The organism is Burkholderia ubonensis (assembly GCF_001718695.1).
Lineage (GTDB): Bacteria > Pseudomonadota > Gammaproteobacteria > Burkholderiales > Burkholderiaceae > Burkholderia > Burkholderia ubonensis_B.
Window position 1 is genome coordinate 1,088,342 of the sequence record NZ_CP013420.1, and the last position, 20,524, is coordinate 1,108,865.

18 protein-coding genes are annotated in these 20,524 nt (G+C 67.9%); 6 read left to right on the forward strand and 12 right to left on the reverse strand.

Annotated features, from left to right (window positions below):
* Window positions 1-4: 4 nt before the first annotated feature.
* From WJ35_RS04960 to WJ35_RS04985, 5 genes are all read right to left on the reverse strand, one after another.
* Complete coding sequence (locus WJ35_RS04960; protein WP_042583764.1) at window positions 5-709, reverse strand: response regulator transcription factor; 705 nt, start codon at window positions 707-709, stop codon at window positions 5-7.
* Between the two features lie 279 nt (window positions 710-988).
* The gene (locus WJ35_RS04965; protein WP_069238834.1) at window positions 989-1,381 is read right to left on the reverse strand and encodes a peptidase; all 393 of its coding nucleotides are present in this window, start codon (window positions 1,379-1,381) and stop codon (window positions 989-991) included.
* Between the two features lie 214 nt (window positions 1,382-1,595).
* Window positions 1,596-1,823, reverse strand: a complete 228-nt coding sequence (locus WJ35_RS04970) for a sulfurtransferase TusA family protein (protein WP_006402122.1) — start codon at window positions 1,821-1,823, stop codon at window positions 1,596-1,598.
* 208 nt (window positions 1,824-2,031) lie between these two features.
* Window positions 2,032-3,206 (reverse strand): IS3-like element ISBvi4 family transposase gene (locus tag WJ35_RS04975; RefSeq protein WP_155121863.1). Its coding sequence is split into 2 segments (ribosomal slippage): window positions 2,032-2,945 and window positions 2,945-3,206, totalling 1,176 coding nucleotides; the frame shifts between segments, so codons are not numbered across the junction.
* 286 nt (window positions 3,207-3,492) lie between these two features.
* Window positions 3,493-4,428 (reverse strand): LysR family transcriptional regulator, encoded by a 936-nt coding sequence (locus WJ35_RS04985; protein ID WP_069238835.1) that lies wholly within the window; start codon window positions 4,426-4,428, stop codon window positions 3,493-3,495.
* Between the two features lie 107 nt (window positions 4,429-4,535).
* Here WJ35_RS04985 and WJ35_RS04990 point away from each other — a divergent pair, with 107 nt between their 5' ends.
* Entirely contained in the window at window positions 4,536-6,056 is a 1,521-nt protein-coding gene (locus WJ35_RS04990; protein WP_069238836.1) for a CoA-acylating methylmalonate-semialdehyde dehydrogenase, read from the forward strand.
* 64 nt (window positions 6,057-6,120) lie between these two features.
* Here WJ35_RS04990 and WJ35_RS04995 read toward each other — a convergent pair whose 3' ends face one another.
* The 6 genes from WJ35_RS04995 to WJ35_RS05020 all read right to left on the reverse strand — a co-directional run bounded on the left by WJ35_RS04995 (window position 6,121) and on the right by WJ35_RS05020 (window position 13,364).
* Window positions 6,121-7,005 carry a MurR/RpiR family transcriptional regulator gene (locus WJ35_RS04995; RefSeq protein WP_069238837.1) on the reverse strand — a complete coding sequence of 295 codons (885 nt, stop codon included), beginning with the start codon at window positions 7,003-7,005 and terminating at the stop codon, window positions 6,121-6,123.
* 286 nt (window positions 7,006-7,291) lie between these two features.
* Window positions 7,292-8,464: a Gfo/Idh/MocA family protein gene (locus tag WJ35_RS05000; RefSeq protein ID WP_060237540.1), complete on the reverse strand. Its 1,173-nt coding sequence runs from the start codon at window positions 8,462-8,464 to the stop codon at window positions 7,292-7,294.
* Window positions 8,465-8,615: 151 nt separating this feature from the next.
* On the reverse strand, window positions 8,616-9,629 hold the full coding sequence (locus WJ35_RS05005) for a Gfo/Idh/MocA family protein (protein ID WP_060237546.1): 1,014 nt from the start codon (window positions 9,627-9,629) through the stop codon (window positions 8,616-8,618).
* Window positions 9,630-9,757: 128 nt separating this feature from the next.
* Window positions 9,758-10,783, reverse strand: coding sequence for an ABC transporter permease (locus tag WJ35_RS05010; RefSeq protein ID WP_060237553.1), 1,026 nt, complete (start codon window positions 10,781-10,783; stop codon window positions 9,758-9,760).
* Window positions 10,784-10,810: 27 nt separating this feature from the next.
* Window positions 10,811-12,370 (reverse strand): sugar ABC transporter ATP-binding protein, encoded by a 1,560-nt coding sequence (locus tag WJ35_RS05015; RefSeq protein ID WP_059535725.1) that lies wholly within the window; start codon window positions 12,368-12,370, stop codon window positions 10,811-10,813.
* Between the two features lie 67 nt (window positions 12,371-12,437).
* Complete coding sequence (locus tag WJ35_RS05020) at window positions 12,438-13,364, reverse strand: sugar ABC transporter substrate-binding protein (protein ID WP_059535723.1); 927 nt, start codon at window positions 13,362-13,364, stop codon at window positions 12,438-12,440.
* A gap of 305 nt (window positions 13,365-13,669) precedes the next feature.
* On the opposite strand from WJ35_RS05020, the gene WJ35_RS05025 reads away from it, so the two are divergent.
* The 5 genes from WJ35_RS05025 (at window position 13,670) to WJ35_RS32020 (ending at window position 19,719) form a co-directional block, all read left to right on the forward strand.
* Window positions 13,670-15,628 (forward strand): bifunctional 5-dehydro-2-deoxygluconokinase/5-dehydro-2-deoxyphosphogluconate aldolase, encoded by a 1,959-nt coding sequence (locus tag WJ35_RS05025; RefSeq protein ID WP_060237557.1) that lies wholly within the window; start codon window positions 13,670-13,672, stop codon window positions 15,626-15,628.
* A gap of 45 nt (window positions 15,629-15,673) precedes the next feature.
* A complete protein-coding gene (iolD, locus tag WJ35_RS05030; RefSeq protein ID WP_060004428.1) occupies window positions 15,674-17,557 on the forward strand; it encodes a 3D-(3,5/4)-trihydroxycyclohexane-1,2-dione acylhydrolase (decyclizing) in 1,884 nt (627 codons plus the stop codon).
* 62 nt (window positions 17,558-17,619) lie between these two features.
* A complete protein-coding gene (gene iolE / locus WJ35_RS05035; protein WP_060237559.1) occupies window positions 17,620-18,549 on the forward strand; it encodes a myo-inosose-2 dehydratase in 930 nt (309 codons plus the stop codon).
* Between the two features lie 44 nt (window positions 18,550-18,593).
* Window positions 18,594-19,412 (forward strand): 5-deoxy-glucuronate isomerase, encoded by an 819-nt coding sequence (gene iolB / locus WJ35_RS05040; RefSeq protein WP_060237560.1) that lies wholly within the window; start codon window positions 18,594-18,596, stop codon window positions 19,410-19,412.
* A 109-nt stretch (window positions 19,413-19,521) separates the two neighbouring features.
* Window positions 19,522-19,719, forward strand: coding sequence for a hypothetical protein (locus WJ35_RS32020; RefSeq protein WP_224056319.1), 198 nt, complete (start codon window positions 19,522-19,524; stop codon window positions 19,717-19,719).
* A 47-nt stretch (window positions 19,720-19,766) separates the two neighbouring features.
* On the opposite strand, the gene WJ35_RS05050 is transcribed toward WJ35_RS32020, so the two are convergent.
* Complete coding sequence (locus WJ35_RS05050) at window positions 19,767-20,513, reverse strand: glucose 1-dehydrogenase (protein WP_069238838.1); 747 nt, start codon at window positions 20,511-20,513, stop codon at window positions 19,767-19,769.
* Between the last annotated feature and the right edge of the window lie 11 nt (window positions 20,514-20,524).

A 20,524-nucleotide genomic window follows, 5' to 3' on the forward strand; every position in this document is an offset into this window, starting at 1 on the left:
ATGATCACTCCGATTCCCCTTGGCCGACCCGCTCGAGCCGGTAGCCGTAGCCGTAGATCGGCGCGAGGCGGTAGCCGTTCTCCGGGCGCAGGCCGAGCTTCGTGCGCAGCATCGAGATGTGCGTGTCCATCGTGCGCGACGGGATGTCGGTCGCCTGCTTCCAGACGAGGTCGAGAATGTGCGCGCGCGACAGCGGCCGGTCCAGGTGCTGGAACAGCAGCAGCGCGAGCTCGAATTCCTTCTGCGTGAGGCTCACCGGCTTGTCGCCGACGTAGGCCTGCTTCAGGTTCACGTCGAAGCGGAACTGGTCGAATTCGCGCACCGCCGCCTCGACGTTGACCGGATACGCGCGGCGCAGCAGCGAGCCGATGCGCGCGCGCAGGATCGGCCCGGACACCGGCTTGACGACGTAATCGTCCGCGCCGGCGTTGAGAATCTGCGTGATTCCCGCTTCGTCGTCGCGGCTCGTCATGAAGATGATCGGCAGGCTGTGCTCGGTCTGATTGGCGCGCACCCACTTCAGCACTTCCTCGCCGGACATGTCGGGCACGTTCCAGTCGAGCACGAGCAGATCGAAGGTTTCGCGTTGCAAGCGCTTCTTCAGCGCCTTGCCTTCCTTGAAGGCGTAGCAGGTATGGCCCGCGGCCGTCAGCGTTTGACTGACGAAGTCCGTCTGGGCCGGGTCGTCATCCAGTACAGCAATTCTCATAGCACCCCGCAAATCCAAATCGGTTCGTCCAGCCCGGCTCTGCACGTTCAGCCCGCCGCGTAGCACACGCGACTTCGGACTCCGGCCGGCGAACCGCCGTTGACCGCCCGCGCAACGCGCGAGACGCGTCGCCTTGCCCGCCATCTCGAAAATGGGGCGCGGACCAATCGGCGATTTCGTCATAGTAGTACGAAATCTGCCGGGAAATTGCGCGGCCCACGGCCCATTATTCGAATAATCGTTCTGCGCGCCCGCTCGCGCAATCAGTCGGTGAATCGGCTAATCGGCGCCCGCCATGTGGGCGGCCAACGCGGCTGGCGCGCCCGGCGCCGGCTCCTGCAGCATCCGTTGCAGCTGCGCGCGCACGCGCTCCCAGGCCGTCGATGCATAGTCGGGCTGCCCCGCTGCCCACGCGTGCGCGAGCTCGAACACGCGTTCGATCGTCGCGCCGCAATACGTTGCGCCCGTGTGATCGCCGCGTGCGGCGTCGCGTAGTTGTTCGTCGAGCGATTCGGCCAGCCACGGCATCTCCGCCGCGACCGAATCCGCATAGGCTTCCAGCGCGGCGCGCGCGTGGCGATCCCGGCGCGGGTCGAGCTCGATCCGGCTCGACTCCGGCGCGCTGCGTTCCGAACCGGATGGACTGCGAATGGCCCCTGGTCTGAAGGGCATGTCCTCTCCCCGTGTACGACGGCAGCGTCAGGCATGGCCCCCGTGCCCGCCTCGAATCGACGTACCGCGGCCGGCGCATCGGTCCGAGACGGACGACCGGCCGCGCCAGTATACGCAGGCGGCCGCGGGACGAGGTTTAAGAATTGTCAGAGACGGCGAGACGCGGGCGCATCGCCCGCCCCGGATGCCGTGAGAGGCGCGTGATGTGCGGCCGTCAACGGCGGCGCATCAGGAACACGAAGGTCTTGTCCTGGGTCGTCGATTCGACGATCTCGTTGCCCGTCTGTTTCGCGAACGCGGCGAAATCGCGCTGCGAGCCGGGATCGGTCGCAAGCACCTTGAGGATCTGCCCGCTTTCCATGTCAGCGAGCGCTTTCTTCGCGCGCAGGATCGGCAGCGGGCAATTGAGCCCGCGCGCATCCACTTCCTTGTGAATCTGCATCGGCTTTCGACCTTCGAATGGCGCGCCTCGTGCGGCGCTGGAGGAAGCGGGGATTTTACCGCAGCGCGCGTGTGGGCGCCTGCGGGGGGCGGCAATGGGCGCTCGCGCGGTGTGGGGGTGATGGGGGTTTGGCGGGTGGCTGTCGAGGGTCTTGTCGGTCGGTGGTCGATTGGCCTGAGGTCGGACGGAATTCGTGGAGGCCAACGGGTTAAGCAGCGATCTGATTCAAATAGAAGCGCTGCGTGAACGCGACAGGCGATTGGTAGTTCAGACGCGCCTGCGTGCGCTGCCGGTTGTAGAAGATTTCGATGTATTCGCTGATCGCCAGGCGCGCCTGCTCGCGCGTGGCGAAGCGTTGATGATAGACCAGTTCATTCTTCAGCGTTCCCCAGAAGGATTCGATGGGCGCGTTGTCGTAGCAGTTGCCACGGCGGCTCATCGACGCGCGCATGTCAAACTGGCCGATGAGTGCTTGATAAGCCAGCGCACAATATTGCGACCCACGGTCGCTATGATGAATCAGGCCCGCCGGCGGTCGTCGGGTTGCGACAGCGCGAAACAGTGCCTGCATGACCAGATTTTTCGTCATACGTTCGCTCATCGCATAGCCGACGATTTCGCCGCTGTACAGGTCCTTCAGGCCGGCAAGATACAGCCAGCCCTCGTCGGTCGCGATATAGGTGATGTCACCGCACCAGGCCTGATTGGGCGCGGTCACTGAGAAATCCTGGTTCAACAGATTCGGCGCGACAGGCAGGTCGTGCTTCGAATTCGTCGTGGCCTTGAACCGGCGTTTCTGCTTGCAGCGCAGTCCCAGTTTTCTACGCAGTCGCCTGATCCGGTGCACGCCGATTCGCACGCCACGTTCATCGAGATGTTGCTTCAGGCGCTCGGGCCCGAAGCTTTCCCGAGTTCGCTGATGTGCCGCAAGTACCTCCGCTTCCAGGCGAGGCTCCTGCTGCGTTCTTTCGGACGGCCCGCGCTTGCGCCACGCATAGTAGCCGCTCACCGATACACCCAGCACGCGGCACATCGGCGGCACGGGATAGTCCTGTCGCATTTGTTCGATCACGCCGTACTTCACCGCGACTCCTTCGCGAAGTACGTCGCGAACTTTTTTAGCAGATCGCGCTCCATTTTGACCTCGGCCAGTTCGCGCTTGACCTGCGCCAGCTCGGCCTCCATTTCCGTCAGTGGCCTCTGGTGCCGGCCGACATCTTTCAGCTTACCGGCCTTCGCCGCGCGCACCCAGTTTGCCAGCGTCTTGATTGGGATCGACAAGCGCCGGGAAGCTTCCGATACCCCCACACCTTCGGCCAACGCCAACTTGACCGCTTCGTCGCGAAGCTCCTTCGTATAGACCGCTCTTGGAATTCGATTCATCCATGCCTCCGTTTCTCGATTTTACGAAACGTTGGCTTCCATTTTTTCCGACCGGCCTCAGCCGTCGAATGCACGTCGGTTGGCCGTTGGCTGGCCGTTGGCTGGTGGTTGGCTGGTGGTTGGCTGGTGGTCGGCTGGTGGTTGGCTGGTGGTCGGCTGGTGGTCGGCTGGTGGTCGGCTGGTGGTCGGCTGGTGGTCGGCTGGTGGTCGGCTGGTGGTCGGTTGGTCGTCGGTATGCCGCCGAATGCTCACCGGCTGCCCGGCGACGGCCCGACCCGATCGCCCCTCAAGCGCCGCCGAACCCGCCCGCGAGCCGCTCGCGCAGATGCCGCACCAGCGCGCGCACTGCGCTCGGCACGACCGGGCTGTACGGGCGGATCGCGAAGATGTGCTCGCCGAACGCGCCCGACGGCCGCCAGCCGTCGAGCAACGCGACGAGCCGGCCGGCGTCGAGATCGCGCCGCGCGCTGAAATCCGGCAGCAGCGCGATGCCGAGCCCGCCGAGCGCGGCCTCGCGCATCGCCTCGCTGTTGTTCGCCGCGAAGCTGCCGCGCACCGGCACGCTCACGCGCTGGCGTCGCCGGCCGTCCGGCTCGAAGCTCCAGGCGGCGGGCTCGTGCTCGCGCAGGTAGCACAGGCAGCTGTGGTCGACGAGTTCGCTCGGATGCCGCGGCGCGCCGCGCGCGTCGAGGTAATCGCGGCTCGCGACGAGCAACGAGCGCGTATCGCACAGCTTCCACGCGACGTGGGTCTGCGGCGCGGTCGTGGTGTGGCGGATCGCGAGATCGAAGCCCTCCTGCGTCAGCGAATGCAGCCGGTCGGACAGGTCGAGCTCGATGTGGACGCCCGGATGCTGCCGCAGGAAATCGGGCAGGTGCGGCACGATCTGCTGGCGCCCGAGCGCGACCGGCGCCGTCACGCGCAGCAGGCCGCGCGGCTCGCCCGCCAGCTCCTTCACGCGCGCGAAGTGCTGCCCGATCGACTCGAACGCGTCGCGCGTGCTGTCGACCAGCGTCTGGCCCGCATCGGTGAGCCGCACGCTGCGCGTCGTGCGGCGCACGAGCGGCACGCCGGCCGCCTTCTCGAGATCGGCGATGCGCTGGCTCATCGCGGCCTTGCTGATGCCGAGCCGCTGCGCGGCGGCCGTGAAACTGCCGGCCGCGGCCAGCACCGTCAGCGAATGGATATGCGGCCAGAGCGCCTGGACATTTTGCTGATTCATCCGTCGATTATTCAGAATTCTGAACAGTGAATCAAGCTGCGCGGCCTTCTCCCGCCCCGCCGCTTTGCCTAGACTAGCCGTCGTACCCCCATCCCCCAGGAGACACGATGAATCCGGTTCCCGCGTACACGTCCGACGCCGACGTCGGCCACTATGTCGACGGCGCGCCCGCGGCCGGCCGCAGCGGCCGCTTCCAGGACGTCCTCAATCCGGCGCTCGGCCGCGCGGTGCGCCGCGTCGCGCTCGCCGACGGCAGCGAAGTGGCGCAGGCCGTCGCGTCGGCCCATGCCGCGTTCCCGGCCTGGGCCGCCACGCCGCCGATCCGCCGCGCGCGCGTGCTGCACCGCTTCCTGCAGCTGATGAACGAGCACCGCGACACGCTCGCGGCGATCATCACTGCCGAGCACGGCAAGGTGTTCTCCGACGCGCAAGGCGAAGTCGCGCGCGGCATCGACATCGTCGAATTCGCATGCGGCATTCCGCAGCTCCTGAAGGGCGACTACACCGACCAGGTCAGCACCGGCATCGACAACTGGACGATGCGCCAGCCGCTCGGCGTCGTCGCGGGCATCACGCCGTTCAACTTCCCGTGCATGGTGCCGTGCTGGATGTTCCCGGTCGCGATCGCGACGGGCAACACGTTCGTGCTGAAGCCGAGCGAGCGCGACCCGTCGGCGGCGCTGTTCATCGCCGACCTGCTCACGCAGGCCGGCCTGCCCGCCGGTGTGTTCAACGTCGTGCAGGGCGACAAGGGCGCGGTCGACGCACTGCTCGACCACCCGGACGTGCAGGCGGTCAGCTTCGTCGGCTCGACGCCGATCGCGGCCTACGTGCAGCAGCGCGCCGTGCAGACGGCCAAGCGCGTGCAGGCGCTCGGCGGCGCGAAGAACCATCTCGTCGTGATGCCCGATGCGAACCTCGAGCAGGCCGTCGACGCGCTGATCGGCGCAGCGTACGGTTCGGCCGGCGAACGCTGCATGGCGATCAGCGTCGCGGTGCTGGTCGGTGACGTGGCCGACCGGATCGTGCCGGCCATCGCCGAGCGCGCGCGCAAGCTGGTGATCGGCGACGGCATGTCGCCCGAGGTCGAGATGGGCCCGATCGTCACCGGCGACGCGCTGAAGCGCATCGAGGGCTATATCGAGCAAGGTGTGAACGAAGGCGCGCAACTGGTGGTCGACGGCCGCGGGCTCAGCGTGCCGGGCCGCGAGCAAGGCTTCTTCACCGGCGGCACGCTGTTCGACCACGTGACGCCCGACATGCGGATCTACAAGGAAGAAATCTTCGGGCCGGTGCTCGGCTGCGTGCGCGTGAAGGATTTCGCCGAAGCGGTCGCGCTGATCAACGCGCACGAGTTCGGCAACGGCGTGTCGCGCTTCACGAGCGACGGCGGCATCGCGCGCGAATTCGCGCGGCGCATCCAGGTCGGCATGGTCGGCATCAACGTGCCGATTCCGGTGCCGATGGCGTGGCACGGCTTCGGCGGCTGGAAGAAGAGCCTGTTCGGCGACATGCACGCGTACGGCGAGGAAGGCGTGCGCTTCTATACGCGCCAGAAGTCGGTGATGCAGCGCTGGTCGTCGAGCATCGGCAAGGGTGCGGAATTCGCGATGCCGACCGCGAAGTAAGCCGGCCGGTGCGCCCTCCGCCGCTGCGTCCGGCGGACGGCGCGCGGCGCACCGGCAATCGGAATCAACCGGCTTTCGTGCCGTGCGCGCCGTCGGCGGTCGGCAGGTACGACAGCTCGAGCCGGTACGCGAGCGCGACGAACAGGCTCTGCGCGAGGCCCATCGTCGCGGTCAGCGCGCGGAAGCCGAACGTCGCGCTCTCCTCCACCATCAATGTGACTTCCGCGTCCCGCGCGATCGGGCTCATCCGGCTGTCGGTGATCGCGATCAGGCGCGCGCCGCGCTGCACGGCCTGCTGCGCGACCTGCACCGTCTCCTCCGCATACGGCATGAACGAGATCACGATCATCACGTCGCCCTTGCGCACCGAGCGGATCTGCCCGAGATGCATGCTGCCGAGCGCGCTGAACAGCCCGATGCGCTTGTCGGTGTGCTGCAGCGCATAGTCGAGATACACGGCGATCGGAAACGCGCGACGCGAGCCGGCGATCCAGATCGCCTGCGTGTCGGCGAGCAGGTCGACGGCCTGCGCGAGCGCCTGCGGGTCGAGCGTCTGCCGCAACTGCTGCATCCCGGCAATGCTGCCCTTGATGAATTCGTCGGCGATCTGCTCGGGCTGCAGGCTCGACGAACCCGATTCGATCACGTCGCGCAGCCGCAGGCTGTATGCACGGCCCGGCGCGATCTGCTGCGCGAGCCCTTCGCGGAACAGCCGCTGCATCTCGGAGAAGCCGGAGAAGCCGAAATGCTTCGCGAAGCGCACGACGGCCGACGGCTGCACGCCGCATTCCTCCGCGAGCGACTGGATGCCTTCCAGACCGAGCTGGTCGCGATGCGTTTCCACGTGGCGCGCGATGACCTTGAGACGATTGCTGAGGCCGTCGTACTCGTGCGTCAGACGCTGCAGGAACTGCTCGACGGTGGCGGGAGGTTTCTCGGATGAACTCATCGGATAGCGCGAAGTTGACGGCCCCGTTGCTCTCGCGCGCACTGCCGGCGCGCGGCCCGGGACTCACCTGTAACCATGCATGAAGGGCGAATTTAATCACGTTTGCGGCGCGGCCCGCGCCGCGCGCTCGCTCCCACGCGCTCGATCATCGCTTGTACACGCTCCACGGCAAGACTGACAACGATTGTCCGACGCGCCGGCGGCAGCGTAAAGATCAGGGTGTCTACCGATGCCGGCGGCCGTTGCGGCGCGTGACGGATACGCTGCCGCCGCGGGCCTGCGACGGTCACCGATAGTCGACCCACACGCCGCCCGCGTCGGCGGAACGCACGCAGTGCTCGACCCATCGTACGCCCTCCGCGCCCGCGTGGACGTCCGGAAAGCGGATCCGCTTCAGCGCGGCCGTATCGCCGCGGTCGGCCGCGTCCATCGCGAGCGCGAAGCGCGCGTAGAGATTCGACCAGGCCTCGAACAGCCCTTCCGGATGCCCGGCGCCGATGCGGTCTTCGCGCGTCGCGTTCGGATGCAGGTACGGCATCCCGCGATCGAGCACCTGCGCGGGCTGCCCCTGGATCTCGTAGCGCAACTGGTTCGGATGTTCGTCCCACCATTCGACGCTCGCCTTCGAACCGATCACGCGCACCTTCTGTCCGTGCATCGAGCCCGCGTTCACCGCGCTCGACCACACGTAGCCGATCGCGCCCGTGTCGTATTCCATGATCGTGAACGCGTTGTCCTCGAGCGGCGCGCGGCTCTTCACGAAGCTCTGCCGCGAGCACATCAGCCGTTTGATCTTCAGTTCCGGCGCCATCACTTCGGAGATGTACAGCGGATGCGTGCCGATGTCGCCGAGCACGTAGCTCGGCCCCGCGAACTTCGGGTCGACGCGCCAGCGCGCGGCCGCGCTCGCGGCTTCGACGCCCTCGCTGTGAAAGCCGTGCGCGAACTGCATCTGCACGATGCGGATCTCGCCGAGATCGCCGCGCGCGATCATCTCGCGCGCCTGCTCGATCATCTGGTGTCCGGAATAGCCGTACGCGACGCCGACGATGCGGTTCTTCTCGACCGACAGCCGCTGCAGCGCCTCGGCCTCCTCGGTCGTGAAGCACAGCGGCTTCTCGCACACGACGTGCAGCCCCGCGTTCAGCGCCGCGCGGCAAATTTCGAAGTGCGTGTTGTTCGGCGTCGCGATCGACACCGCGCGGATGCCGTCCGCGCGCTTCGCCTCGGCGTCGAACATCGTCCGGTAGTCGGGATAGCAGCGGTCCGCGTCGACACCGAGCTTCACGCCGAACTGCCGGCCACGTTCGGCATCGATGTCGAACGCGCCGGCAACGAGCTGGAAGCTGCCGTCGCGCAACGCGGCCGACCGGTGGCTGTAGCCGATCTGGCTGCCGAGCCCGCCGCCGACCATGCCCCAGCGAATCGAATGTCCGAGCAGAATCTGTCCGTCGATCATGATTGTCGTGTTCCTGTCCGTGTTCTTGTGCTGAAGCGCGGTGAGCCGGGCACGACACTGCGGGCGCGAGTCGCTCGCCTCAACGCCTGCATCGACATCGACGCTGCAGCAGCACGCCGCTCACTCCGTCACGCCTGCGTCGCCCCACCGCTCAGCCGCGATAGAACGTCGGGCGTTCGGCCATCGCGATCGGCTCGACCGCCCCGCTCTGCTGCGCGCGCACGCATGCGTCGGCCGCGACCGCCGCCGCATAGCCGTCCCACGCGGACGGGCCGGTCAGCGCCCCCTGCCGCACGCCGTCGATGAACGCCTGCAACTCGACGTCGTACGACGCGATGAAGCGCTCCTTCCAGTCGGTCATGATCTCGACCGACCGCCGCGCCGCGTGCTTGAGCCCGACCGCGGGCGGATCGGGCAGCTTCGCGATGCCGTTCTCGCCGACCACCTCGCACTGGATGTCGTAGCCGTACTGGCAGTTCACGAAGATCTCGACGTCGATCCGCACGCCGCTCGCGGTTTCGAGCAGCACGATCTGCGGATCGGCGAGATGCGCGCTCGCATGGCGCGTCTTCTTCGGGTAGACGACCTGCGCGCTCGTGTAGTCCTCGCCGAGCAGCCAGCGCAGCACGTCGAGTTCGTGGATCAGCGTGTCGGTGATCGCCATGTCGGTCGTATAGCGCTCGCCGACCGACTGGTTGCGGTGCGCGCAATGCAGCATCAGCGGCGCGCCGATCTCGCCGCCGTCGATCACGCGCTTCAGCGCGCGATAGCCTTCGTCGTACGGACGCATGAAGCCGACCTGCACGAGCCGCTTGCCGTGCGCGACCTCGGCTTCGACGATGCGCATGCAGCCTTCGGCCGTCACCGCGAGCGGCTTCTCGCAGAACACCGGCTTGCCGTGTGCGATCGCGTCGAGCACGAACGCTTCGTGCGTCGGCCCCCACGACGTGACGAGCACGCCCTGCACGTCGGCGGCCGCGACCACTTCGTGGCCGTCGCCGTAGATTTCCGCGTCGAGCCCGTACTTCGTCACCGCGTCGCGCGCCTGCTGCGGATCGATGTCGTTGACGGCCACCACGCGTGCGCCGGACAGCGTGCGCGTAAGCCTGCGGATATGGTCCTGGCCGATCGCGCCGCAGCCGATCACGCCGATTTGCAAGGTCATCCTGTTATCTCCGGTCTATCGTTGTTCAACGGCGCGACCCATGCCGCGCCGGTTCGATCGTCGATCTGCGCGCCGCGCCGAAGCCGTTGCGCGGCGCGCCGCACGCATGCGGCCTCGCATGCCGCCGTTCAGCGGCGCGACTTCTTGTTGCGATACTGGTCGGCGATCACGGCCGCGACGATGATCGCGCCCTTGACCATCTCCTGGTAATACGCATCGATGCGGATGAACGTGAAGCCCGACGTCATCACGCCGAGAATCAGCACGCCGATCACGGTGCCCGTCACGCGGCCGAGGCCGCCCGACAGCGAGGTGCCGCCGATCACGACCGCCGCGATCGCGTCGAGCTCGTACATCACGCCCATGCCCGACTGTCCCGAGATCGCGCGCGCGGCCGTCACGGTGCCCGCGATGCCGCTCAGCAGGCCCGCGATCGCATACACGAAGATCAGGTGACGCGTCACGTTGATACCCGACACGACGGCCGCATGGCGGTTCGCGCCGATCGCGTACGTGTACTTGCCGAAGCGCGTGTAGCGCAGCACGACGTGGAAGATCGCGGCGACCGCGACGAAGATGATCACCGGATTCGCGCCCGCGCCGATCGCCGCGAACGGGTCGGTCAGCATCGACACCGGCATGCCGTTGGTGAACCACTTCGCGAAGCCGCGCGCGGCCACCATCGTGCCGAGCGTCGCGATGAACGGCGGAATGCCGGTCAGCGCGATCAGCGAGCCGTTCAGCAAGCCGACCAGCAGCCCGACGCACACGCCGGCCAGCACCGGCCAGATCACCAGCAGGTCGGTGAGGTGCGGAAACACCGCGCGCGGGAAGTCGGACACCTGCGCGAGACTGGCCGACACGACGGCCGCGGCGGCGACGACCGACCCCGACGACAAGTCGATCCCGCTGGTGATGATCACGAGGTTCACGCCGACCGCGATGATGCCGATCACCGCCATCTGCAGCACGATGATCTCGAGCCGCTCCGCGTTGAACAGGAAGCTCTGGCCGACGACGATCCAGCCGATCACCTCGAAGAACAGGCTGATGCCCACCAGCACGAGAAAGATGCTCAGCTCGGGCGGCCACTTCGCGTGCCGTGTCTTGATCGTGATGGCCTGCGCGTCCGCGGCCGGATTCAGGTTGCCCATTTCAGTTGTCTCCATGCTTGTTTCGGCTCAGCGCGAGGCCAGATCCATGATGCGGACCTGGTCGGCGTCCTTGCGTTCGACGATGCCGGTCATGCGCCCTTCGTGCATCACCATGATGCGGTCGCTCATGCCGAGCACTTCGGGCATCTCCGACGAGATCATCAGCACCGCGACGCCCTTGCCCGCGAGCGCGCTGACGAGGCGGTGGATCTCGGCCTTCGCGCCGACGTCGATGCCGCGCGTCGGCTCGTCGAGGATCAGGATGCGCGGCTGGGTCAGCAGCCAGCGGCCGATCAGCACCTTCTGCTGGTTGCCGCCCGACAGGTTCTGGATTTCCTCGTGCAGCCCGGGCGACTTCACGCGCAGCATCCGGCTCATTTCCTCGCAGTCGCGCTTCAGCTGCGCCTGCCGCACGAAATTGAACTTCACGTAGCGGTTGTGCAGCACGGCCGCTTCCATGTTCGCGAGCAGGTCGAGATTCAGGAAGCAGCCGCTGTCCTTGCGGTCCTCGGTGAGGAACGCCATCCCGTGCTTCATCGCCTGCGCGGGCGTGGCGATCCGCACCGGCTTGCCGTCGATCAGGATCTCGCCCGACGTCGCCGGCACGACGCCGAACAGCGCCTCCGCGACGTTCGAACGGCCCGAGCCGACGAGGCCCGCGACGCCGAGAATCTCGCCCGCGCGCAGCTCGAAGCTGACGTCTCGGAACACGCCGTCGACGCCGAGGTTGCGCACCGACAGCACGACGTCGCCGATCGGCACTTCCTCCTTCGGGAACATCTGCGTGATCTCGCGCCCGACCATCATCCGGATGATGTCGTCGCGCGTGACGTCGGTCGACGCGTGCGTGCCGATGTACTTGCCGTCGCGGAACACCGAGAACTCGTCGGCGATCTCGAACAGCTCGTTCATCTTGTGGGTGATGTAGACGATGCCCTTGCCCTGCTCGCGCAGCTGGCGAATGATCCGGAACAGGTGGACGACTTCCTTCTCGGTCAGCGCCGAGGTCGGCTCGTCCATGATCAGCACGTCGGAATCGAACGACACGGCCTTGGCGATCTCGACCATCTGGCGGCTCGCGACCGTCAGCGTGCGCACGTCGGCCTGCGGGTCGATGTCGATCGACAGCCGCTCGAACAGCGCGGCGGTGCGGCGGCGCAGTTCCGCGTGATCGATCAGGCCGAAGCGGTTCTTCGGTTCGCGGCGAATCCAGATGTTTTCCGCGACCGTCATGTACGGCATCAGGTTCAGTTCCTGATGGATCATCGCGATGCCGCGATCGAGCGCGTCGAGCGGGCCGTTCAGCACGACCGGCTCGCCGTTGATCAGGATCTCGCCCTGATCGGGCGTGTAGACGCCGGCGATGATCTTCATCAGCGTCGATTTGCCGGCGCCGTTCTCGCCCATCAGCGCATGGACGGTGCCGCGGCGCACGCGGAACTGCACGCCGTCGAGCGCGACGACGCCGGGAAAGGACTTGCCGACGCCGCGCACCTCGAGCAGGCAGTCGGAAGCGGCGGGCGCACCGGCGGAAGCGGCCGGCGCATGCTCGCCGGCCGTCGGGCGCGCCATCCTGGCTGTAAACATGGACGTTCCTCGAAAGTCGCGGGCGAGCCCGGGCACACCGGGCTCGCGCCGTTCAGCGGATCGCCGGTCAGTGCTTGGCGTACTGGTTCATGTTCTCGGGCGTGACGAGCTCGAACGGCACGTTCACATAGCGCTCGACGTTCTGCTTCTTCGCGAGCTTGAGCGCGGTCGCGACGGCCTGCGCGCCCTGCCCGGCCGCGTTCTGGTAGACGGACACCTTCAGCTCGCCGCTCTTCATCGCCGCAAGGCCGTCCGGCGTCGCGTCGATGCCCGCGACGACCGTCTTCGGCGTCAGCTTGCGCGCGGCCTTCAGCGCGTTGATCGCGCCGATCGCCATTTCGTCGTTGTTGGACACGATCGCATCGAACTTCATCCCGGAGCTCAGCCAGTTCATCGTGATGTCCTGGCCCTGCGTGCGGCTCCACTTGCCCTCGCGCTTGTCGACGATCTTCATGCCCGCGCATTCCTTGGTCGCGATCACGTCCTCGATGTCCTTGGTGCGGGCGCGCGCCGATTCGTTGGACAGCTCGCCCATCAGCACGAGGATGTCGCCCTTGCCGCCGAGCAGCTTGCACACCTGGCGCGCCTGCAGCGTGCCCGACTGCTTCTCGTCGGACGCGACCACCGCGACGCCGGCCGGCAGCTTGTCGAAATCGACCGGCTTGCGGTTCACGTAGACGAGCGGGATCTTCGCCGCGGTCACCATCTTGGTGATCTTCGGCGTCGCGTCGGTGTCGACCGTGTTCACGATGATCGCGTCGACCTTCTGCGCGATCATGTTCTGGACCTGGCTCAACTGCTTGCCGACATCGTTGCCGCCATCCTCGATCTGCACGGTCGCGCCGTCCTTCGTCGCGGCATCGGCGATGCTGTTGCGCAGGATCGTCAGGAACGTGTCGTCGAACGACGCCATGGTCACGCCGATCTTCTCGGCATGCGCGAGCGGCATGGCCAGGATCGCGGCGGCCGCGGCGGCCATCAGCTTGGTCTTCATGATCAATCTGTCTCCTCATCTCCGGGGGGGCGGAAAACGGCGCGTTGCGCACCGCCGGCGCCGAGTCCGATACGGACTGAAGCATCCGGATGAAACTGTAGAACACTTCGTCGACAATTTGGAAATTTATTTCTACGTGATTTCACCTAGGGAACTGTATTTCCAAAAAGTCTAGACTGCGTCCGTAGCCCGATTCCTTGCGGCAGGCGGCCTCGTGTCGTGCAGTACAGGCGCCCGCCCCGCCCCAGGACCGGTCCCCCAATCTGCCGGCATGGCCGAACGCCGGCCGCGATCGTGAACGTGATATGAGCCCGTTGAACTTTCCGAGTGACCGCCCCATCGATCTCGCCTGCCTCGGCCGCGTCGCCGTGGATCTTTACGCGCAGCAGTACGGCAGCCGCCTGGAGGACGCGCGCAGCTTCCAGATGTATCTCGGCGGCTCGTCGGGCAACGTCGCGTTCGGCGTCGCCCGGCTCGGGCTGAAGACCGCGATGATCTCGCGCGTCGGCGACGAGCAGATGGGCCGCTTCGTGCGCGAGACGCTCGAGCGCGAAGGCTGCGACACGAGCCAGCTGCAGACCGACCCCGAACGCCTGACCGCGCTGGTGCTGCTCGGGCTGAAGGATCGCGACACGTTCCCGCTGCTGTTCGTGCGCGAGAACTGCGCGGACATGGCCGTGCGCGCCGACGAGATCCGCGAGGACTTCATCGCGGGTTGCCGCGCGCTCGCGATCACCGGCACGCATCTGTCCACGCCGGGCACGCGCGAAGCGTCGCTGGCCGCGCTCGGCTATGCGCGCCGCCACGGCGTCGTGCGCGTCCTCGACATCGACTACCGGCCCGTGCTGTGGGGGCTGACCGCGCGCGGCGCGGGCGAGAACCGCTACGTGCCGGATGCACAGGTGACGCGTCAGCTGCAACAGGTGCTCGGCGAATTCGACCTGCTGGTCGGCACCGAGGAGGAATTCCTGATCGCGGGCGGCGTGCCGCACGACCTGATCGCGTCGCTTCAGGCCGTGCGCCGCGCGAGCGGCGCGGTGCTGGTGGTCAAGCGCGGCGCGCTCGGCTGCTGCGTGATCGAAGGCGCGATTCCCGCGCGCATCGACGATGCGCCGACCTTCCACGGCGAACGCGTCGAGGTGCTCAACGTGCTCGGCGCCGGCGACGCGTTTCTGTCGGGCCTGCTGTCGGGGCTGCTGCGCGGCCGCGACTGGGCCGAGTCGACGCGCATCGCGAACGCGTGCGGCGCGATCGTCGTGTCGCGCCACGCATGCTCGGCCGCGATGCCGACGCCGGCCGAACTCGCGCACTGGTTCGGCGGCAGCCGCCATCCCGCGGTCGACGCCGACCGCACGCTCGCGCACCTGCATCGCGTGACGGTGCCGCGCCGCGAATGGGACGATCTGTGCGTGATGGCGTTCGACCATCGCAGCCAGTTCTACGAACTCGCGGTGCAGGCCGGCGCGGACGAAGCGCGGATCAAGACGCTCAAGCGCCTGCTGGTGCGCGCGGCCGAGCAGGTCGAGCGCGACCGCCGGATCGAAGGCCACGTCGGCGTGCTGATCGACGGCGGCGCCTACGGCAGCGACGCGCTCGCGTCGGCCACCGGGCGCGGCTGGTGGGTCGGCCGCCCAGTCGAGCTGCCGGGCTCGCGGCCGCTGCGCTTCGACGACACGCGCTCGGTCGGCTCCGCGCTCGCGCATTGGCCGACCGAGCAGGTCGTGAAGTGCCTCGTGCACTACCACCCCGACGACGACGTCGACCTGCGCGTCGCGCAGGAGCAGCGCGTGCTGGAGCTGTGGGAAGCCACCCGCGCAAGCGGCAACGAGCTGCTGCTGGAAATCATTCCGCCGCGCGCGGTCACGCCGGCCGGCACCGAGGACGACGCGGTGCTGCGCACCGTCGCGCGCTTCTACAACCTCGGCGTGATGCCCGAGTGGTGGAAGCTCGCGCCGATGAGCGCCGACGGCTGGGCGCGGCTCGCGGCGCTCGTCGCCGAGCGCGACCGCCATTGCCGCGGCGCGGTGATCCTTGGGCTGAACCAGCCGCTGCAATATCTCGTCGACAGCTTCCGCTCGGCGACGGACCCGATCGTCAAGGGTTTCATGGTCGGGCGCTCGCTGTGGGCCGATGCGTCGCTGAACTGGCTCGCCGGCCGGATCGACGACCAGGCGCTGATCGACGAAGTCGCGGGCAACTTCGCGCAGCTCGTGGACGCGTGGCTCGGCCGCCGGGCCGCCGCGCGCGCCGCCGCGGCAGCCTGATACATGTGCCCGTGATGCCCCCCGACTCCTCTTGATCGACAGACGATGACCACCACCGTAAGACTGACCGTCAGCCAGGCGCTCGTGCGCCATCTGGCCGCCCTGCGCGCCGAAGTCGTCCAGCCCGACGGGCGCACCGAGATCCTGCCGTACTGCGGCGGCGTGTTCGCGATCTTCGGCCACGGCAACGTGGCCGGGCTCGGCGAGGCGCTGCAGGCCGAGCGCGACCGCTTGCCGACGTTGCGTGCGCACAACGAGCAAGGGATGGCCAACGCGGCCGTCGCGTTCGCGAAAGCGAACTTCCGCCAGCGGATGATGGCCGCGACGTCGAGCATCGGCCCCGGCGCGACCAACATGCTGACCTCGGCCGCGCTCGCGCACGTCGGCCGGCTGCCGCTGCTGCTGCTGCCCGGCGACGTGTTCGTGTCGCGCCTGCCCGACCCCGTGCTGCAGCAGGTCGAGGATTTCGAACAGGGCGACGTCAGTGCGAACGACTGCTTCCGCCCGGTCACCCGCTACTTCGACCGGATCACGTCGCCCGAGCAGTTGCTGGTCGCACTGCCGCGCGCGATCCAGGTGATGACCGACCCCGCGCAATGCGGCCCCGTGTGCCTCGCGCTGCCGCAGGACGTGCAGACCTTCGCCTACGACTGGCCGGCGGACTTCTTTGCGCCGCCGCTGATCCGGATGCGCCGTCCGCCGGCCGACGCGCTCGAACTCGCCGATGCGCTCGACGTGCTGAAGGCCGCGCAGAAGCCGCTGATCGTCGCCGGCGGCGGCGTGCTGTACAGCCAGGCGTGGGACGCGCTGCGCGCGTTCGCGGACACACACGGCGTGCCGGTCGCCGAATCGCAGGCCGGCAAGGGCAGCCTCGCGTGGGACCACCCGCTGAACCTCGGCGCGATCGGCGTGACCGGCTCGCCCGCCGCGAACCGCGCGGCCGCGCAGGCCGACGTCGTGTTCGCGGTCGGCACGCGGCTGCAGGACTTCACGACCGGCTCGCATGCGCTGTACGGCCACGCGACGCTGCTGAGCCTGAACGTGCAGCCGTTCGATGCGGGCAAGAAACGCGGCCGGCAGTTGGTCGCCGACGCACGCACCGGCCTCGGCCAGTTGTCGGCCGCGCTCGCGGGCTGGCGCGCGGACGCCGCCTGGACGGCCGCCAACCGCGACCAGGCCGCCGCGTGGAACGCGCGCGTCGCGGCACTCACGACGCGCGTGCCGAAGGACACGCTGCCGTACGACGCCGAGGTGATCGGCGCGGTGCGCGACTCCGCGGCCGACGCGGGACGCGACAGCGCGCGCGACGATCTCGTCGTGTGCGCGGCCGGCACGCTGCCGGCCGAGCTGCACAAGCTGTGGCGCAGCGGCGTGCCGGGCAACTATCACATGGACTATGCGTATTCGTGCATGGGCTACGAGGTCGCGGGCGGCCTCGGCGCGAAGCTCGCGCGGCCTGAGCGCGAAGTGATCGTGATCGTCGGCGACGGTTCGTACATGATGCTCAACGCCGAACTCGCGACCTCCGTGATGCTCGGCCGCAAGATCATCGTCGTGATCCTCGACAACCGCGGCTACGGCTGCATCGAGCGGCTGCAGCTGAACTGCGGCGGCGCGAGCTTCAACAACATGCTCGACGACTGTGTGCCGGAAGGCGGCGAACGCTCGACGCTCGACTTCGCGATGCATGCGCGCGCGATGGGCGCCGAGGCCGTGCACGTACGCGACGTCGGCGAGCTGCGCAGCGAGATGCGGCGCGCGCGCGCCGCGAAGACGAGTCAGGTGCTCGTGATCGACACCACGCACCGGCGCACCACCGACGACGGCGGCGCATGGTGGGAAGTCGCGGTGCCGCAGGTGTCCGCGCGCGCCGACGTCGAGCGCGCGCACCACGCGTATCTGGAAGCGAAGACCCGCCAACGGCGCTGACGTCGCCGTCCGCCCAAGAACCCGCATCGCGCCAACAACCTTCGAACCAAGGAAGCCACGTCATGAGCTGGAACGTTCGCATCGGTATCAACCCCCTGTCGTGGATGAACGACGACCTGCCGTCGCTCGGCGGCGAGACGCCGCTCGAGACGACGCTGCAGGAAGGCGCCGAGATCGGCTACGCGGGCTTCGAGCTCGGCAACAAGTTTCCGAAGACGGGCCCGGAGCTGAAGGCGAAGCTCGCCGAATTCGGGCTCGTGTGCGTGTCCGGCTGGTATTCGGGCTTCCTCGCGGAAGTCGAGCCGGGCATGAGCGACGCGGATGCGGTGGCCGCGGAAATCGAACGCTGCCGCGCGCACATGACGAAGCTGCAGTACAACGACGTGAAGGTGGTGGTCTACGGCGAATGCGCGGGCACGATCCAGGGGCGCATCGACACGCCGGTCGCGAAGCGGCCGCGCTTCGTCGACGACACCGCGTGGCGGCGCTACGCGGCGCGCCTCGACGCGTTCGGCGCGCACCTGCTCGACACCTACGGCATCAAGCTCGCCTACCATCACCACATGGGCGCGTACGTCGAATCGCCGGACGATGTCGACCGCCTGATGGCGCTGACCGACCCGGCGAAGGTATTCCTGCTGTTCGACACCGGCCATGCGTATTTCGGCGGCGCGGCCGACCCGGTCGCACTCCTGAGGAAACACGTGGCGCGCGTCGTTCACGTGCACTGCAAGGACGTGCGGCCGAAGGTCGTCACGCAGGCGCGCAACGACGGCTGGAGCTTCCTGAACGGCGTGATCAACGGCACCTTCACGGTGCCCGGCGACGGCGCGCTCGACTACGACGCGACGCTGCGCACGCTGCGCGACGCCGGCTACGAAGGCTGGCTCGTCGTCGAGGCCGAGCAGGACCCGGCCGTCGCGCCGAGCTATCAGTATGCGAAGAAGGGATACGAATCGCTGCGCGCGATCGTCGACCGATTGAGCGCGTGAATGCTCGACCGCCTGAGCCCCACCCTATTGCGGAGCCCTGTTCCATGACGATTTCTCCCCTGCTGGTCAAGGCATCGCCCGACCGCGAGATCTGCAACGTCACGCCCGAGTCGGCCGGCTGGAAGCATGTCGGTTTTCGCGCGCTGCGGCTGAAGGCCGGCGACACCGAAACGCTCGATACCGGCTCGCGCGAACTGTGCGTCGTCGTGCTCACCGGCACGGTGCGCGCGGAAGTCGACGGCCGGACCTACGACGCGCTCGGCAAGCGCGACAGCGTCTTCGAAGACGTGTCGCCGGATGCGCTGTACGTGCCGGGCGGCAAGCGCGTCACGTTGAGCGCGATGCGCGACGCGGAGATCGCGCTGTGCACCGCGCCGTACGCGACCGGCGACAAGCCGGTGCTGCGCCTCGACGGCGAGCGGATGCGCCGCTCGGTACGCGGACAAGGCACCAACACGCGCTACGTGTGCGACATCCTGATGGGCGACAACCCGGCCGCCGAGCGGCTGCTGGTCGTCGAAGTCGTCACGCCGGCGAGCCATTCGAGCAGCTATCCGCCGCACAAGCACGATCGCGACGCGGCGCCCGACGAAACCTCGCTCGAGGAAACCTACTATCACCGGATCGATCCGCCGCAGGGCTTCGCGTTCCAGCGCGTGTACACGGACGACCGCAGCCTCGACGAAGCGTGCGCGGTCGAGGATCACGACGTGGTGATGGTGCCGCGCGGCTATCACCCGGTGGTCGCGCCGCACGGCTACAAGCTGTATTACCTGAACGTGATGGCCGGGCCGAGCCGCGCGTGGGCGTTCAAGAACGACCCCGCGCACGAGTGGATGCTCGACGCGGCACCGAAGCGCTGACGTGCGGAAACGTCCGAGCAGTGAATGGAACGTGGGCTGTGCGGCCCGTGACGATGGGACGGCCGGTATGCGCATGAGCCTGCGCAGCCGGCAATGCTACGGAGCCGTCATGATGACGACCAGCTTTCGTCTCGCATCGCACGCGCTCGATGCGTTCGACGACGATGCGTCGAGCCCGGCGCTGCCGCACTTCAATGCGGCCGTCGCGCGTCGAATCGGCGAACTCGCGCGTCGTCGAATGTTTGCGGCGGCACGTCGGCGCGACCGCGCTGGCGATGCGCGCATCACGGTGCGCGTCGACGCATAAAGGCGCGAACGGCGCACGCGCACCGTTCGCGCGATCCCGCGCGCCGGTCAGTTCAACCCGCCGCTCACCACCACGTGCTCGCCGGTCATCCAGCGCGCATCGTCCGACGCGAGGAACACCGCGATCGACGCGATGTCGTCGGGCTCGCCGAGGCGGCCGAGCGGCGTGTCCTTGAGCACCTGCGCCTCGAGATCGGAGCCGATGATGCCCGCGCTGTGCGTGCCTTCGGTCACCACCATCCCCGGGTTGATCGCGTTCACGCGAATCTTGCGCGGGCCGAGTTCGAGCGCGAGCACGCCGGTGATCGCGTCGACCGCGCCCTTGGTGCCGCTGTAGACGGCACTCGCGGGCGGCGTGATGCTGGTCACCACCGAGCTGATGTTGATGATGCTCGCGCCCTCGCCGAGGTGCTTGACGGCCGCCTGCGTCGTGAGCAGTACGCCGAGCACGTTCGTATCGAACTGCCGGCGGTAGTGCTCTTCCGTGATCGCCTCGATCGGCGCGAATTCGTATACGCCGGAATTGTTGACGAGCACGTCGAGGCGGCCATACGTGTCGATCGCCGTGTCGACGATGCGCTGCGCGTCGGCCGCCTTCGACACGTCGCCGCCGACCGCGACCGCCCGGCCGCCGGCCTCGACGATCGCGTTCACGACCGCGTCCGCGCCGGCCTTGCTGCTCGCGTAGTTGACGACGACCGCCGCACCTTCGGCGGCCAGTGCCCGCGCGATCGCGGCGCCGATGCCCTTGGACCCGCCCGTGACGATCGCGACCTTGTCTGCCAGCTTGCTCATGATGTCATTCC

Bases quoted from the DNA above. Each gene is read 5' to 3' on its own strand.
- WJ35_RS04970 (WP_006402122.1), bottom strand. From the start codon at position 1,823: ATGCAGATTCACAAGGAAGTGGATGCGCGCGGGCTCAATTGCCCGCTG.
- iolD (WP_060004428.1), top strand. From the start codon at position 15,674: ATGACCACCACCGTAAGACTGACCGTCAGCCAGGCGCTCGTGCGCCAT.
- WJ35_RS04990 (WP_069238836.1), top strand. From the start codon at position 4,536: ATGAATCCGGTTCCCGCGTACACGTCCGACGCCGACGTCGGCCACTAT.
- iolE (WP_060237559.1), top strand. From the start codon at position 17,620: ATGAGCTGGAACGTTCGCATCGGTATCAACCCCCTGTCGTGGATGAAC.
- WJ35_RS04960 (WP_042583764.1), bottom strand. From the start codon at position 709: ATGAGAATTGCTGTACTGGATGACGACCCGGCCCAGACGGACTTCGTC.
- WJ35_RS32020 (WP_224056319.1), top strand. From the start codon at position 19,522: ATGATGACGACCAGCTTTCGTCTCGCATCGCACGCGCTCGATGCGTTC.
- WJ35_RS04965 (WP_069238834.1), bottom strand. From the start codon at position 1,381: ATGCCCTTCAGACCAGGGGCCATTCGCAGTCCATCCGGTTCGGAACGC.
- WJ35_RS05050 (WP_069238838.1), bottom strand. From the start codon at position 20,513: ATGAGCAAGCTGGCAGACAAGGTCGCGATCGTCACGGGCGGGTCCAAG.
- iolB (WP_060237560.1), top strand. From the start codon at position 18,594: ATGACGATTTCTCCCCTGCTGGTCAAGGCATCGCCCGACCGCGAGATC.
- WJ35_RS05025 (WP_060237557.1), top strand. From the start codon at position 13,670: ATGAGCCCGTTGAACTTTCCGAGTGACCGCCCCATCGATCTCGCCTGC.
- WJ35_RS04985 (WP_069238835.1), bottom strand. From the start codon at position 4,428: ATGAATCAGCAAAATGTCCAGGCGCTCTGGCCGCATATCCATTCGCTG.
- WJ35_RS05015 (WP_059535725.1), bottom strand. From the start codon at position 12,370: ATGTTTACAGCCAGGATGGCGCGCCCGACGGCCGGCGAGCATGCGCCG.
- WJ35_RS05005 (WP_060237546.1), bottom strand. From the start codon at position 9,629: ATGACCTTGCAAATCGGCGTGATCGGCTGCGGCGCGATCGGCCAGGAC.
- WJ35_RS05020 (WP_059535723.1), bottom strand. From the start codon at position 13,364: ATGAAGACCAAGCTGATGGCCGCCGCGGCCGCCGCGATCCTGGCCATG.
- WJ35_RS04995 (WP_069238837.1), bottom strand. From the start codon at position 7,005: ATGAGTTCATCCGAGAAACCTCCCGCCACCGTCGAGCAGTTCCTGCAG.
- WJ35_RS05010 (WP_060237553.1), bottom strand. From the start codon at position 10,783: ATGGGCAACCTGAATCCGGCCGCGGACGCGCAGGCCATCACGATCAAG.
- WJ35_RS05000 (WP_060237540.1), bottom strand. From the start codon at position 8,464: ATGATCGACGGACAGATTCTGCTCGGACATTCGATTCGCTGGGGCATG.